Genomic DNA, 15,187 nt, shown 5'->3' on the forward strand with positions numbered 1-15,187 from the left:
GTTTTTATCTTACTGGGTGGAGGCGTTGCCAGAGACGGGGGATACCTTCTGTAACGATGAGGGCGATCGCCAAATAGCGCCCATAGTTCACCAGGCCAATTGGGGGCAGCACAAGACTTGCTCCTTTCAGCAAGAGATAACTGAGAATTAGGATCACCAACCCGCCGAATCCGAGCATTATTTTGTCGCGGTAGTCCTGGGGCGGCGTAAAGGTAAAACTTGGAAGCACCAAAAAACCGCAGAAGATCCCCAGTAAATCTGCTAATCCCGGCAAGGCGATCGCCACCAATCCCCCCAGACCCCAAAAGCCAATTTTTTGCCACCACTGATAATTCGGTAAGGGAATCATTCCGTTGAGCCACAGGCCAACGCTAATCCAAAAAATCCCCAAGAGTATTCCCGCGGCCACATCCACCGGAAAATGAACCCCCAAATACAAGCGCGACAGACAGACCAAAATAATAATGGTGATCGCCACTAACCACAGCCAGATCTTTTGATGTAACCAGGCGATCGCCCCCCAAAATGTCGTGATCCCCTGGGCATGGCCGCTGGGAAAACTAAAACTACCCTCCGTATGAAACGCTTCTGGGGTAATTACCGCCGGATTAACCACATAGGGACGGGGCAAGGCAAAGGCATTTTTCAAAACAATATTACTGATCACACTCAGGGTCAAAATGAGGGTTAGTAGCCGACCCTGACGGGGATCTAGTAGCCAATAATACAAACTCAGCAACAAAATATAAATTGCCTCTCCCCCCAGGTGCGTTACCCCCAGAAAAAAGCCCAAAAACCTGTCCCCAAAAACCTTCTGTAAAAACTCGATGAACAACATTGCGTTAAAGTAAAAACACGGAAAAACTTTGAATTGCCAGCGCTTCGCCCATGACTTCCATCCTAGTGCCCAGCCCACGCCTCAACCAACCAACGATTAAGACCCTGGCCAATGGGTTGACAATCATTGCCGAACAGGTGCCGGTTGATGCCGTGAGCCTCAATGTGTGGCTCAATGTGGGGTCTGCGGTGGAAGCCAACAGCATTAATGGGATGGCCCATTTCCTGGAGCACATGGTCTTTAAGGGAACGCCCCAAATCGGCAATGGCGAATTTGAACAGCGCATCGAAGCTAAAGGAGCCGTCACCAACGCCGCCACTAGCCAAGAATACACCCACTATTACATTACCTGTGCGCCCCAGGATTTTGCGGAACTTGCGCCCCTGCAACTGGACGTGGTGCTAAATCCTAGCATTCCCGATGCTGCCTTTGAGCGGGAACGCCAGGTGGTGCTCGAAGAAATTCGTCGTTCCGAGGATAATCCCCGCCGTCGTACCTATTTCCGCGCCATTGAAACGGGATTTGAGCGGTTGCCCTACCGTCGTCCGGTGCTCGGCCCTAGTGAGGTGATTGAAAATCTTCAAGCCCAACAAATGCGGGATTTCCACGGCTTTTGGTACCAACCCCAACGGATGACTGCCGCCGTTGCCGGAAATCTAGAAGGCGATCGCCTGATTGAATTAGTTGCCGCAGCCTTCGATAAACTGTATCAATCCCAACCCACAGCAACCGTTCCCACCTTTGACGATCACTCTCCCGAAGCCCCTTTTCAAAATATTGTGCGTCGTCATTATGAAGATGAAGGCCTACAGCAAGCTCGTTTAGTGATGATGTGGCGTGTGCCGGGGCTAACGGATCTCGAAGAAACCTATGCCCTCGACATTTTAGCGACGGTATTAGGGCAAGGTAAAGTTTCGCGCCTCGTGCAGGATCTCCGGGAAAAAAGAGGTCTGGTGACTCAAATCAGCGTTAGTAACTTCACCCAAAAACAACAGGGCGTTTTCTATATTTCTGCCCAATTACCAAGCGAAAATATTCCCGCCGTAGAAGCGGCGATTCTTGAACAAATTCAAACCATTCGTACCGCTTCTATTTTGCCCAACGAATTAGAGCGGGTGAAAACTCAAGTAGCTAATCGCTTTATTTTGGGGAATGAACGGCCCAGCGATCGCACCAATTTATACGGTTACTATTACTCGCTATTACGGGATCTCGAACCCGCTTTAAATTATCCGGAATTACTCCAAGCCATTACCCTCGAAACAATTCAAAAATCTGTACAAAAATATCTCAATCCCGAAGCTTACGGAATTGTTACCCTGACGCCACCTGCCTAAACTTTGAAAGGATGTCAGTCTCTTCTTTAAGAATATTTTGCTTGTTGAAATAAGTTGGTAGTACGGACGATATCCTGAGGGAATAAACCCGTGGGTTAGGACAAACCAGTGGCAGACTATCAACTATTAATAGACCTCCATAAGGATGCAGAACGTCAAGGGCCTGGGGGAAATCCAGAAACTAAACTTGCCCTTGATCTGTTGGAGATAGATAAAACTGCTCCCTTAAAAATTGCTGATATCGGTTGCGGGACAGGGGCTTCGACATTGGTACTTGCGGAACAATTAGACGCGCAGATTACCGCAGTCGATTTCCTCCCGGATTTTCTCGAAGTCCTTGAAACGAGAGCAAAACAAAAGGAACTTTCTGAGAAAATATCGACCCTGTGCTGCTCCATGGAAAATTTACCCTTTAATGATGCAGAATTTGACGTAATCTGGTCTGAGGGAGCAATCTATAATATCGGCTTTGAAAAAGGGATCAAAGATTGGCACCGTTACCTAAAACCAGGCGGATTATTGGTCGTTTCAGAAATCACTTGGCTTACAAATTTTCGTCCGCTAGAAATTCAAAAATATTGGGAAGTTGAATATTCAGAAATTGATCTAGCCTCTGCAAAGTTTGCTTTACTCGAAGAGTACGGCTATTCGCCAATCGGTTATTTTGTTTTGCCAGAACATTGTTGGTTAGAAAATTATTACCAACCGATGCAGGTGCGTTTTCAAGATTTTCTGAAACGAAATAATCATAGTGAAGATGCCCACAGTATTGTTGAAATGGAAACGCGTGAAATTGAATTATATGAACAATACAAAGCTTATTACAGCTATGGAGTATATATTGCCAGAAAATTGAATTAAAAAATAGCTAAACTGTTTTTCACTTCAGGCCAATGACCTATGATTTTTAGAGCCTTTTTAGTTGGGATTCTAATTGCTTTTGGAGAAATTATTAATGGCAACTTGCGCGTTAGGTATCTCCAGAAAAAGTTTGGCCGCCGCAAAGGAAAAAATATTAGCCTCTGCTCAGGAATCTTGCTTTTTACCTTGATTGCCTACTTTTGCTTGCCTTGGATCAAGCCTCAAAATCTGCTTGAGTGTGCTGGCATTGGCTTGATTTGGGTTATGGTGATGTTGTCTTTGGATTTGTACTTTGGCAGAGTTGTATTTCGATTACCATGGCAAAAAATTGTGGATGATTTCAACCCACTCAAAGGTAATTTCTTAGGCATTGGTATGCTTGTTTTGTTGTTTTGCCCAAGCGTAATATTTTTACTCAAGTAATCTTTTTAAAAGCGGCGATCGCCTTTTTCTTTCACTAATGAGGCATTCCCCATTTAAAGATTGCCGATCCCCAAGAGAGACCCGCCCCAAAGCCAGAAGTGGCTACCGTTTGACCCGGTTTGATTTTGCCAGCCCGCACCGCTTCATCGAGGGCAATGGGGATCGAAGCCGCCGAAGTGTTTCCATATTCCTGGAGATTGGCAATTACCTTTTCTGAGGGCAATTTTAAGCGTTTTGCCACGGCATCAATAATTCGTTGGTTTGCCTGGTGGAGAATGAGCCAATCAATATCTTCTGTGGTGAGACCTGCCCGAAATAGGGTTTTTTCAATGACTTCCGGCACTTTCGCCACCGCAAACCGATAGACCTCGCGCCCATTCATGGTGATTGCTCGATAGCCACCTTTTTGAATTGACACATCATGGATTAAATATTTGGGATGCCCGTCGTAGGCAAGATTCAGGCATTCGTTTTGGCTACCGTCGCTGTACATCTCAAAGCCGAGCAACTGATCCTGGGGACTGCTCTGACAAACCACGGCTCCAGCACCATCGCCAAACAATACACAGGTGGTGCGATCGCCCCAGTCTACCCACCGGGACAACACATCGGCACCAATCACAACAATTTTTTGAAAGGTGCCTGTCCGCAGATATTGGGCTGCTGTCACTAAACCGAAAACAAATCCAGAACAGGCCGCCGTCAGATCAAAGGCGGTGGCATTTTTCGCGCCGATCAACTGCTGCACTTTCCCGGCACTGCCAAACAAATCATCCGGTGTGGAGGTCGCCAGGATAATCAAATCAATTTCTTCTGGGTGTAAATGGGCGGCGGCGATCGCCTTTTTTGCCGCCTCTGCCGCCAGTTCACTCAAACTACTATCTTCTGGAAGTAAATGACGATTTGCGATCCCCGTTCTAGTGCGAATCCACTCGTCTGAAGTCTCTACCAACTGACTCAGATCATCATTATGGATGACTGCTTTTGGTGTGGCAGAGCCACTTCCTGTAATGGCAATACCTGCCCCATCAAATTTCAATGCTCGACTCCCTTCCTTCCTCGGAGATGATTCATCTGATAGTAATTCATTCACTCGCTTTTTTCTATCATGGCACTGGATGCCACTTCAGAGAGTGTGGTGGTGGAGTTCGTTTGCTGCTCAAGCAGAGCTTGGTGTTCCTCCGTGTAATTTTGAATCCGTTGGATTACCTGGTTGTCAATTGCTTCTTTTGCCAAACGAATCGCGTTAAAAATAGAAGGAGCCTTCGAGCTACCATGGCTAATGATACACACCCCAGCCACTCCAAATAGCAATGCGCCACCGTGTTCCGCATGATCAATGCGTTGCTTAATCCGTTTGAGGTTTGGAGTTAATACCGCCGCCCCAAGTTTGCCCCGCAGACCACGGGGTAATTCTTCTTTTAGGATTTGTAGGAGCACTGCGCCGACTGATTCTGCAAACTTTAGGAGGATATTCCCCGTAAAACCATCGCAGACCACCACATCAAACTCACCGGACAGCACATCCCGTCCTTCAGCGTTCCCTTTGAAAGGAATTGCAGGGTTACTACTCAATAGTTCGTGGGTTTTTAGGGCCAGTTCGTTGCCCTTGGAAGGCTCCTCACCAATATTCAATAAACCAACCTGCGGCTCTTTATTCCCCAATACATATTTGCTGTAAATGGTGCCCATCAGGGCAAATTGTTCGAGATATTTCGGGCGGCTGTCAACATTCGCGCCGACATCGAGCACAATTACCGACCGCTCAGGATCAAGGGTCGGAAATACGGCACCAATTGCAGGCCGATCAATGCCCTTAATGCGACCTAATTTCAAAAGAGCAGCAGCCATCGCCGCCCCAGAATGCCCCGCCGAAACGACGGCATCGGCTTGTTTTTTACGGACAAGCTGCATCGATAAATTAATTGACGCTTTGGGCTTGCGCCGAATGGCCACGAGGGGTTCTTCGCACATTTCCACCACTCCTTCGGCTTCTACCACATGGAGAAACTGGTTGGCTGGAGATGAATGTTCGTCTAAATACTTTTGAATACGGACAGGGTCACCGACTAGAAAAACTTCTACATTGAGTTCTTCTACGGCTCGGATCGCCCCAGCAACGATTTCGTCTGGAGCATAATCTCCCCCCATAGCGTCTACGGCTATTTTTGCGCGTGTCGATGACATTTTTATCAGGAATAGAAGCCTTCAACATATTACCAGAAGCCTGTTGGGTCACTGAAGTCACGGCTGAGAAGATTTTGATGTTGATATCATTGACCCAAATTTCGATTGTGATTTTGCATTGACGGGGATCAATGGGGGTTTACGGTATGTTAGATGGGTTAACTTTGGGAGTTTTAGGTTTTTTGGGCTTTTTTCAGCAAGGGGATGGCACGGATTTGGCGATCGCCTCCTACGCAAGCTTGCAATGGCAAGAAGCGGGCCTCTTCGAGATTCGCTACCAACAGGACACCAATACCCAAACCATTGTGGATCGATACTTAGCGCAATTAGATTCTGGCGGCAAAGATCCGGCGTTACAGGGCATTTGGCTAGAATCAGCCTGGTCAACCCTGGGGAGCCACCAGGGAAATCAACCGTTGTCGGCGGCCTCGCTAACGAAAATTGCGACCACCCTAGCGGCCTTGGAGCAGTGGCCGTTGACCCATCGCTTTACCACCCGTGTTTACACAACGGGGACGGTGGCTAATGGCCTAGTTCAGGGAGATTTGGTTATTGAGGCAGGGGGCGATCCTTTATTTGTTTGGGAAGAGGCGATCGCCTTGGGAAATGCCCTGAATCAAGCGGAAATTCGTCAAATTGAAGGAGATTTAATTATTGTCGGTGACTTCATGATGAATTATGTCGCCGAGCCTGCCACCTCTGGGGACAGTCTGCGCCTCGCCCTTGATCAACGCGCCTGGAACGACGCCATCGAAACCCAATATCAACAGATGTCGCCGCGTCCGTCTCGTCCTCAGGTGGCGATCGCCGGAAAAATCCTTACTCGCCAAGCCCTACCCGATGGTGCAGCCCTCGTCCTTAGCCATCAATCCTTAACCTTGGCCGACATCCTCAAACAAATGAATCTCTACAGCAACAATGCCGTAGCCGAGGCGATCGCCCAAAACCTTGGTGGTGGCCCAGCCATGGGAACAGACATTGCCCAAAGCCTAAATATACCAACTTCAGAAATCCAGCTCATTAACGGATCTGGCCTCGGCGTCGAAAACAAAATCTCCCCCCGGGCTGCCGTAGCAATGCTCCAAGCCATCGACAGCAAACTCCAAGGACAACCCTTCACCGTATTCGATCTCCTACCTATTGCGGGCCAAGATCGCGGCGGCACCGTCAATAACCGCACCATTCCCCCAGGCATCGCCTTTAAAACGGGCACCCTCAACCAAGTCAGTGCCCTCGCTGGGGTTATGCCAACCCAAACCCAAGGCAATGTCTGGTTTGCCATTATCAATAACGGCACCTGGGACGTTAGCGGCTATCGACAACAACAGGATCAACTCCTACAAACCCTAAGTGAGCAGTGGCCGGTGATTCCCCCCGTTGACTCAACTCAAAAATCTCCCCCAGACTATTTCGGCAATCTCGAACGCATTCAAGCCAATTAAAAACCAAAGACCCAATCATTACTTCCAGAATTCCAAGCCGAGATAAAAAACTGTCCGAACAATGCTGAAACACTTACCTATCAAGATATTTAGGCGCCTTGCAATGAAACTAATGTCAAGTTAATTTTTCCCGGAGAACTACTCTAGTGGCTTTTCGAGTATGTCAAAATTGTGGAGGACTACCGAACAGAGCCCGATAACGCTTAGGCAGTACAAAATATGATGGAATGGCATCTGACCGACGCCCAAAGTTTAGCCCTCATTGATCGCGAAATTGGCAAACACTCCTTTTCCCCTGCCGAATATGAAATTGTGCGTCAGGTCATTTACTGTACCGCTGACTTTGAGTATGCCCAACTGATTCACTTTTCAGAACACGCCCTCCAGGCTGGTGCAGCGGCCCTGGCCGCTCGCGGTACGATCATTGTCGATGCTCCGATGGTTCGTGTCGGCATCACAGAGCAGCTTCAAAATTCCTTCGCCAATCCCGTTTACTGTAGCGCCGATACCCTCACCCGCCCCCAACGGGAAAAGACAAAAACCGCTTGGGGTATGGAAACCCTGGCGCGCCGTTATCCAGAAGCAATTTTTGTCATTGGCCAATCCCAAACCGCCCTGTCTAGTCTGGTCACTTTAGTCAAAAAAGGCATCATTCGCCCTGCGCTGGTCATTTTTACCCCTGCTAATTTTCTGACAGGCACAGCGCCCCAAAAGTATTTAGAAGAAGCGGCGATTCCACACATTTGCATGCAAAGTCGTAAAGGTGGCGCGACCGTTGCCGTGGCGATTATCAATGGTTTGATTAGTTTGTCATGGAAAGCCTACGGACAAGATGTAGGCGAAAACCCTTGAAGGAGAAGAGTTCCAGCCCTGTTTTCGTTTCAATCTTCGAAGAAATTTCCCTTCAGACTGGTAACAAAACGTTGCAAGATGTTTGTACTTTTGTTAAATTAAGTATCAACTGGTTGACTAGAAAACAACTATATACGTCAAGATTCTTCTGAGGAAATACATTATGGAAAATCAAGAAAGCAAATTTGGCTTCAGCGCCTTCGCTGAAAACTGGAACGGCCGCCTAGCAATGCTCGGTTTCGTAATCGGTCTTTTGACTGAGCTCCTAACCGGAAAAGGTATTCTGGCACAACTCGGCCTCATGTAATTTCTGAGAACTGACGACATTCCAGGATCAGTTATCACAAATTGATTGTTAAAAAAAGCACTTAAAAGTTTGAGAGAGGATTGAATTCCTCTCTTTTTTTGTTTTTTGTCAGAAAACAATTAAAAAGCCCCCGTTCTATTGGTATCAGGAGGCTTGGTGAACAGTTTTTTCAGTTGCAGTAATGCCGCAGTAGTGCCGTCCTACACAACCGCAGGGGTTTTCTCGCGTGGTTCTTCGACGGTACGGAGGATCGCTGCTGCCGCTTGGCGACCGGAAATTGTCGCGCCTTCCATGCTGTCGATGTAGTCTTGCTGGGTATAGCTTCCGGCTAAGAATAAATTGTTGATGGGCGTCGCTTGGGCTGGGCGATACACATCCATGCCGGGGGCTTCTCGGTAAAGGGACTGGGCGAGCTTGACAACATTCGACCAAGTCATATTCAGCTCTCGGGAAGAAGGGAAGAGTTTATGTACCTGGGCCAAGACGTGCTGGGCGATTTCTTCATTGCTCTTTTTGATAAATGGATCGCCGGGCGTCAAAACCAATTGCATAAGAGAACCTTCACCTTCTTTGTAGTAATCGGCGGGACTGGCGAGAGCTAAATCGGCAAAACAGGAAAAATCGGCTTGGTGGGTGTAGAGCAGATTATCAATACCGACCGCTTCTTGGAGTTGTTTACGTTTTTCGGGGTCGTTGAGTTCTGTTACCCAACCGTCAAAGCGTAATTGCACAGTGGCGACAGGTACAGCTTCGAGATTGTAGATGTTGTCAAATTCCGACCATTGACGCCAAGCTTCGGGAATAATGCGCTGGATACCAGGGATATCAAGGGCAAAAACATAGGTATCGGCGGTGATGGTCTCGGTAGTTTCACCGTTGTTAATGACGATGCCATCAATTTTGGATTGTCCTTCTAGGGTGTAGTGAATATCCGTAAGCCGATGGCGGGTATGAATCTTGGTGCCCCGGGCTTCGAGGTAGTTGACAATCGGTTTGTGGAGATATTCGTGGGGAGAGCCTTCGAGCATCCGCAGCACTGAGGCTTCAGTTTTTGCGGCGAAGAACATGAAAATGGTCAACATGCAGCGGGCGGAGATATTTTCGGTGTCGATAAAGCCGAGGGCATAGGCGATCGGATTCCACATTTTCTTGAGACTGCCGTCATTACCACCGTGGCTCCGGAACCAATCGGCAAAACTGATTTTGTCGAGGTCGCGGATCGTTTTCATGGCTCCGTCAAAATCAACGAGGCCCCGCACAATGGGGCTTGTTCCTAGGGCCAGGGAATTGGCGGCTTTGTCGATCGCCGAAAGTTGAGAAGAGGTAAAGAACGCTTTGAGACCATGGAAAGGAGCACCGACGGGAAAACGGAAGTCGAGTTCGCCAATTTTGCCCCCTTCGTTAATGAATTGGTGGGTGTGTTCCTTGAGGCGGAGGTTATTGCCTGCACCGACTTTTTCCATCAGGGAAAACAGATTGTAGTAGCAACCGAAGAAGACATGAAGGCCCATTTCGATGTGATTGCCGTCTTTGTCAACCCAACTGCCGACTTTTCCACCGACAAAGGGGCGAGCTTCAAAGATTTCGACTTCATGGCCTGCATCGACCAGTTCAACGGCGGTGCTGAGTCCGGCGAGGCCTGCTCCAACGATTGCTACACGCATTACTTTTGTCCTACGGTTTGATTCTCAAAAAAGTATTAATTATTGTAAACGATTGGTGGGGGTCTCTTCGGGGCGATCGCCTTTCTTTCTGGTTGAATCGGTGCGGGTTCAGGAAAAGTTCAAGTCAGAATGTTTAAGATATTCAACAGAAAATTCGGGGTAACAAGACAGGGAGTTTAGGGTAGAGACAATCAAGAAGGTTTTGGCCCATAACTTTCCCCACTGATTCGGGAGGACCCCCATGCAGACGGCAGATAAAAACAAACAACTTTTTAAAATTCTTTTTAGTGCCGCTTGGATCGACGGCGAAATCCAGGTAGAAGAACGTCAATATCTCCACCAAATTGCGGATCAAAAAAACCTCTCCCAAGATCCGGATATTCGGGCTTTGTTATGTGAGGCGGTTCCCGTCAAACCAGAGGATTGTTACCGTCTCGTTGAAGAATATATTGATGACCATACCAACGAGGCGGAATACCAAGAACTGCTCGATGCGGTTAGTCACATGGTCTATAGCGATAGTCAAATTGAAACGGAAGAGGCAAAATTGCTTAATCGCTTGCAATCTCTAGCGCCGGAGTCCCAGCACGCAAACTCTCCTTTTCAGCGGGTGATCAAGTCCATCCAAAAACTCTACAAAGGGGCGATCGCCGAGATGAACTAACCGAACCCTGCCACGCCGGGGAGTATGTCAAAATAAGGTCTCTCCTTGTGCTGTGAACCTTACCTTCCATGTCTGACTTGTTAGCCCAACTCAACCCCTCCCAACGTCGTGCTGTTGAACATTTTTGTGGGCCACTCCTGGTGGTGGCCGGGGCTGGCTCAGGCAAAACCAGGGCCTTGACGTTTCGCATTGCCCATTTGATTCGCAACCACCGTGTTGATCCAGAGAATATTCTGGCCGTCACCTTTACGAACAAGGCTGCCCGCGAAATGAAAGAACGGGTAGAACTGCTCTATGCCCAACAGCTCGCAGAACTGCAACATGGTAAACCCCTGGGAGGGCTGCCGGAGTTTGAGCAAAAAAAATTGCGATCGCAGGTTTACAAGCAGGTGACAAAACAGCTCTGGATTGGCACGTTTCACAGCCTCTGCGCGCGAATTCTCCGGTACGACATCAACAAATATCAGGACGAACGGGGCCGCACCTGGCAGCGCAATTTCACGATCATGGACGATAGCGACGTCCAAACATTGATCAAACGCATTGTCACCCAGCAACTGAACCTAGACGATAAAAAATTCAATCCCCGCACCATCCGCTATCAGATTAGTAATGCCAAAAACCTCGGCCTTACCCCCAATGACTATGCCCGGCAGCAGGGAGGTTACAAAGGGAAAGTTGTCGCGGAGGTTTATGAAGCCTATCAAACGGCCTTGGCGGCGAATAATTCCCTCGATTTTGATGATTTAATTCTGATCCCAGTGCGGTTGTTCCAGCAAAATGAATCGATCCTCGGTTATTGGCACAGTCAATTTCACCATATTCTTGTGGATGAGTATCAGGATACAAACCGGATTCAGTATGAGTTAATTCGGCTACTCAGTACCAATGGCGAAACAAACCAGGCCGCTTTGGGTTGGCATAATCGCTCTTTGTTTGTGGTAGGGGATGCGGATCAATCCATTTATTCGTTTCGGATGGCGGACTTCACAATCTTGCTGGAATTCCAAGAAAATTTTGGCGATCGCCTCCCCGATGACGAAACCCAGACGATGGTTAAGTTGGAGGAAAATTACCGCTCCCGGGAAAATATTCTGAAAGCCGCCAATGCCTTGATCGAGCAAAATAGCCAGCGCATCGATAAAGTGCTCAAGGCCACCCGGGGCGCTGGAGAGGAAATTTATTGCCACAAGGCGGATAACGAAAACGAAGAAGCGCGATTCGTTTTAAATCAAATCCTCGGTCTGCGGCGCAAAAATCCAGAACTCGACTGGGGCGACTTTGCGATCCTCTACCGCACCAATGCCCAATCCCGCCCCTTTGAAGATCTCCTGATTCGTAACAATATTCCCTACCAAGTGGTGGGCGGCTTCAAATTCTATGACCGCAAAGAGATTAAAGATGCCCTCGCTTACCTCAAGGCGATCGCCAACCCTGCCGATACCCTGAGCCTGATGCGGGTGATTAATACTCCTAAGCGGGGCATCGGCAAAACCACCGTCGATAAACTTAACCACGCCGCCCAAGAATTAGGCTGTCCTCTCTGGGAAATCCTCAGCGATGAAACCTCTGTAGCCACCATCGCTGGACGGGCGGCCCGGAAAATCAATGAGTTTGCTGGGCTAATCCAGGAAATGCAAGGCAAAATGGCGACCATGCGCGGTGCCGATATCCTCGATTATGTGATGGAAAATTCCGGCTATATCGATGATTTAAAAATGCAAGGTACTGAAGAAGCCGATAGTCGTGTGGAAAATATTTCCGAGCTTTACAATGCAATGCTGCAATTCCAAGACGAAAACGAAGACAGCAGCTTAAATGGCTTTCTGGAAAATGCGTCCCTCGCTTCGGATCTCGATGACCTCAATGATGAGTCCCAGCAGGTTTCTTTGATGACGCTCCATTCAGCCAAGGGTTTGGAGTTTCCGGTGGTCTTTTTGGTAGGGCTAGAGCAGGGGCTATTTCCCCATACCCGCTCCTTAAATGATCCCGTTGCTTTAGAAGAAGAACGGCGGTTGTGTTACGTGGGCCTGACCCGCGCCCAGGAGCAATTATTCCTCAGCTATACCAGGGAGCGGTATATGTGGGGTTATCGAGAGCCTGCCGTTGCCTCGCAATTTCTCGCAGAACTCCCCCAGGAGTTGGTAACTTCCAATGGGCGATCGCCAGCGCCAATGCCCCCGAAACAGGAACCAAAGATGATGTCCATTAGCCAGAAGCAACGCTCCCAGAAAAGACGGGAACGACAGGCCGCCCGCACCGAAGTGGCCCAACAAAAATGGGACATTGGCGATCGCGTCCACCACAACGTCTTTGGGGAAGGGGAAGTGATTAAAATTTTTGGGGATGACAAAAAGACCAACCTGGCGATCCAGTTTCCCAATCTCGGTAAAAAAATCATTGATCCCCGGGTGGCCCCGATGAAAAAGCTTTAAGTAGATACCAAATTAAAAAAGATTATGATTGCCCTCAGTGACCATTCATACCTAACTCCAGAAGAATATCTCGCCTTTGAAGCCGCCAGTGACATTCGTCATGAATATGTCGATGGTGAAGTTTACGCCATGGCAGGTACAAGTAAAAACCATAACCTGATCAGTGGGAATCTTTACATCCTCCTGCGTCGCCATCTGCAAAACTCCAGCTGCACGACCTTTATGGCTGATATTAAAGTCAAATTACAAACAGGTCGGCGGTTTTTCTATCCCGATCTCGTGGTAACGTGCGATCCAGAAGATGGTACAAGCGAACTGTTTGTGGAGAAACCGAAACTGATCATCGAAGTGCTTTCCCCCTCGACGAAAAATTTTGATCAAACTGCTAAATTTTTGTACTATCGCACCCTACCCAGCCTAGAAGAATATTTACTTGTTGGGACAGAAAGCCCCTTTGTGCAATGTTTTCGGCGACAGACCCAAGATATTTGGACAGTACAAATTTACGAAGGGCTTGAGGCGATCGCCCATTTAGAATCCTTTGATCTTGATGCCCCCCTCACGGACATTTACGAAGGAGTAACCTTCACTGCACCAACTCCGTAGCGATGGTCGCACAGTCCCTTGAGAACCGTTCCCCAAGGGGGCAGGCCTATCGATTATCATGAATGTCGAGCGGCAAACGCAATTATCCCCAGCCCCCGAACCGCACTTTTTGGAAGAGGAGAATCTCCGCATGGCAAATCAACCCTGGCAAACCGATGACAATCACGATCCCCTTGGGGCTTTTTTAGATGAACTGACTGATCCAGAGGTAGCCGAAGCGGAATTTCGGAGTGATTTTTTCCAGGGATTAGGGGGGCGTCGTAAAAAGTCAGCCTTGATGCTCAGTTTCATCTGGGCGATCGCCTTTGTCCTGCACAGTGTGAGCTGGGGGTCAACGGCGGTTTTGGGGGCTACGGGTCTGCTTTTGATTCAGGCCATCCGTTTGGTTAGCGCCCAGCCTGATCCTCAACCCCAACCCCTAGCTGACGCAGATTTAACCACTGCGCCCATCGTTTCTCTCATTGTCTCGGCGAAGAACGAAGAGGCAGTGATTGGGCGTTTAGTAAAAAATCTCTGCCAATTGGATTACCCGACGGCGAAATGTGAAGTCTGGTTAATTGATGATGCTAGCACCGACAAAACACCCCAAATCCTGGATCAATTGGCCCTGGAGTATCCCCAGTTGAAGGTGGTGCATCGCTCCCCCAATGCCGGTGGTGGGAAGTCAGGTGCCCTCAACCAAGTTCTAGCCCAAACCCAGGGAGAAATTATTGCGGTCTTTGATGCCGATGCCACGGTACCGCCGGAATTTTTGCGCCATGTGGTGCCCCTCTTTGCCGATGAGAATGTCGGGGCGATCCAAGTCCGGAAGGCGATCGCCAACGAACCGCTAAATTTCTGGACGAAGGGTCAAGCTACAGAAATGATCCTCGACAGTTATTTTCAACAACAACGGATTGCCCTGGGTGGCATCGGGGAACTACGGGGCAATGGCCAATTTGTGCGCCGTTCTGCCTTGGATCAATGTGGTGGTTGGAACGAAGAAACGATCACCGATGATTTGGATCTGACCATCCGCCTTCACCTGGACAATTGGAAAATTGGCTTTTTGCTTAATCCCGCCGTTAACGAAGAAGGAGTTACCAAGGCGATCGCCCTCTGGCACCAGCGCAGCCGTTGGGCCGAAGGGGGTTACCAGCGCTACCTCGACTATTGGCGATATTTCTCGAATAAGCGCCTCGGCTTTGGTAAAAAAGTCGATCTCTTTTCCTTTATTTTGATGCAGTATTTGCTCCCCACTGCGGCGATTCCCGACTTTATTTTTGCGGTACTGAAGGGCCATTTACCCGTCCTGATGCCAATGACAACCCTCGCCCTCGGCCTATCCCTCTGGGCAATGGTGCAGGGAAATATGCGTGTCTATCGCGAGTTGCCCTGGACTTGGGCGAAGGTCACGAAAATTTTTACGGCCTGTGGTCTGACGATGGTTTATATGCTCCACTGGATGGTCGTGATGCCCCTGACCACGGCCCGGATGTCGGTGCGCCCCAAACGGCTCAAGTGGGTTAAAACCACCCACCAGGGAGAAGAAGAAAGTTTTGTTTCTCAGACTTAGTGAATTTACAGGAAAT

General features: G+C 48.7%; 14 protein-coding genes. 10 read left to right on the forward strand and 4 right to left on the reverse strand.

The annotated features are described in order from the left end of the window. Positions 1-4 precede the first annotated feature (4 nt). Positions 5-793: a phosphatase PAP2 family protein gene (locus AACQ84_RS02635; protein ID WP_234991323.1), complete on the reverse strand. Its 789-nt coding sequence runs from the start codon at positions 791-793 to the stop codon at positions 5-7. A gap of 95 nt (positions 794-888) precedes the next feature. Between AACQ84_RS02635 and AACQ84_RS02640 the strand changes: the two genes are divergently transcribed. The 3 genes from AACQ84_RS02640 (at position 889) to AACQ84_RS02650 (ending at position 3,459) form a co-directional block, all read left to right on the forward strand. Next, positions 889-2,175, forward strand: coding sequence for a M16 family metallopeptidase (locus tag AACQ84_RS02640; RefSeq protein ID WP_012306153.1), 1,287 nt, complete (start codon positions 889-891; stop codon positions 2,173-2,175). Between the two features lie 108 nt (positions 2,176-2,283). Next, on the forward strand, positions 2,284-3,036 hold the full coding sequence (locus AACQ84_RS02645) for a class I SAM-dependent methyltransferase (RefSeq protein ID WP_012306154.1): 753 nt from the start codon (positions 2,284-2,286) through the stop codon (positions 3,034-3,036). A 39-nt stretch (positions 3,037-3,075) separates the two neighbouring features. Beyond that, complete coding sequence (locus tag AACQ84_RS02650; protein ID WP_012306155.1) at positions 3,076-3,459, forward strand: hypothetical protein; 384 nt, start codon at positions 3,076-3,078, stop codon at positions 3,457-3,459. A 34-nt stretch (positions 3,460-3,493) separates the two neighbouring features. On the opposite strand, the gene AACQ84_RS02655 is transcribed toward AACQ84_RS02650, so the two are convergent. Both AACQ84_RS02655 and plsX read right to left on the reverse strand, forming a co-directional pair. Beyond that, on the reverse strand, positions 3,494-4,498 hold the full coding sequence (locus AACQ84_RS02655) for a beta-ketoacyl-ACP synthase 3 (protein ID WP_012306156.1): 1,005 nt from the start codon (positions 4,496-4,498) through the stop codon (positions 3,494-3,496). 50 nt (positions 4,499-4,548) lie between these two features. Beyond that, positions 4,549-5,646, reverse strand: a complete 1,098-nt coding sequence (gene plsX, locus AACQ84_RS02660) for a phosphate acyltransferase PlsX (protein ID WP_012306157.1) — start codon at positions 5,644-5,646, stop codon at positions 4,549-4,551. A 146-nt stretch (positions 5,647-5,792) separates the two neighbouring features. Here plsX and AACQ84_RS02665 point away from each other — a divergent pair, with 146 nt between their 5' ends. The 3 genes from AACQ84_RS02665 to AACQ84_RS02675 all read left to right on the forward strand — a co-directional run bounded on the left by AACQ84_RS02665 (position 5,793) and on the right by AACQ84_RS02675 (position 8,247). Continuing rightward, entirely contained in the window at positions 5,793-7,088 is a 1,296-nt protein-coding gene (locus tag AACQ84_RS02665; RefSeq protein ID WP_041443341.1) for a D-alanyl-D-alanine carboxypeptidase, read from the forward strand. 222 nt (positions 7,089-7,310) lie between these two features. After that, positions 7,311-7,940, forward strand: coding sequence for a precorrin-8X methylmutase (locus tag AACQ84_RS02670; protein ID WP_030005804.1), 630 nt, complete (start codon positions 7,311-7,313; stop codon positions 7,938-7,940). Between the two features lie 163 nt (positions 7,941-8,103). Beyond that, the gene (locus AACQ84_RS02675) at positions 8,104-8,247 is read left to right on the forward strand and encodes a high light inducible protein (RefSeq protein WP_030005805.1); all 144 of its coding nucleotides are present in this window, start codon (positions 8,104-8,106) and stop codon (positions 8,245-8,247) included. A gap of 200 nt (positions 8,248-8,447) precedes the next feature. Here AACQ84_RS02675 and zds read toward each other — a convergent pair whose 3' ends face one another. Beyond that, a complete protein-coding gene (gene zds / locus AACQ84_RS02680) occupies positions 8,448-9,911 on the reverse strand; it encodes a 9,9'-di-cis-zeta-carotene desaturase (RefSeq protein WP_012306160.1) in 1,464 nt (487 codons plus the stop codon). Between the two features lie 241 nt (positions 9,912-10,152). Here zds and AACQ84_RS02685 point away from each other — a divergent pair, with 241 nt between their 5' ends. From AACQ84_RS02685 to AACQ84_RS02700, 4 genes are all read left to right on the forward strand, one after another. Continuing rightward, positions 10,153-10,575: a tellurite resistance TerB family protein gene (locus AACQ84_RS02685; RefSeq protein ID WP_012306161.1), complete on the forward strand. Its 423-nt coding sequence runs from the start codon at positions 10,153-10,155 to the stop codon at positions 10,573-10,575. 68 nt (positions 10,576-10,643) lie between these two features. Then, a complete protein-coding gene (gene pcrA / locus AACQ84_RS02690; RefSeq protein ID WP_012306162.1) occupies positions 10,644-13,010 on the forward strand; it encodes a DNA helicase PcrA in 2,367 nt (788 codons plus the stop codon). A 24-nt stretch (positions 13,011-13,034) separates the two neighbouring features. Next, complete coding sequence (locus tag AACQ84_RS02695; protein WP_012306163.1) at positions 13,035-13,616, forward strand: Uma2 family endonuclease; 582 nt, start codon at positions 13,035-13,037, stop codon at positions 13,614-13,616. 130 nt (positions 13,617-13,746) lie between these two features. Then, positions 13,747-15,171: a glycosyltransferase gene (locus AACQ84_RS02700; RefSeq protein WP_012306164.1), complete on the forward strand. Its 1,425-nt coding sequence runs from the start codon at positions 13,747-13,749 to the stop codon at positions 15,169-15,171. Positions 15,172-15,187: the final 16 nt, after the last annotated feature.

This window comes from Picosynechococcus sp. PCC 7002 (genome assembly GCF_963860125.1).
Taxonomy (GTDB): domain Bacteria; phylum Cyanobacteriota; class Cyanobacteriia; order Cyanobacteriales; family MRBY01; genus MRBY01.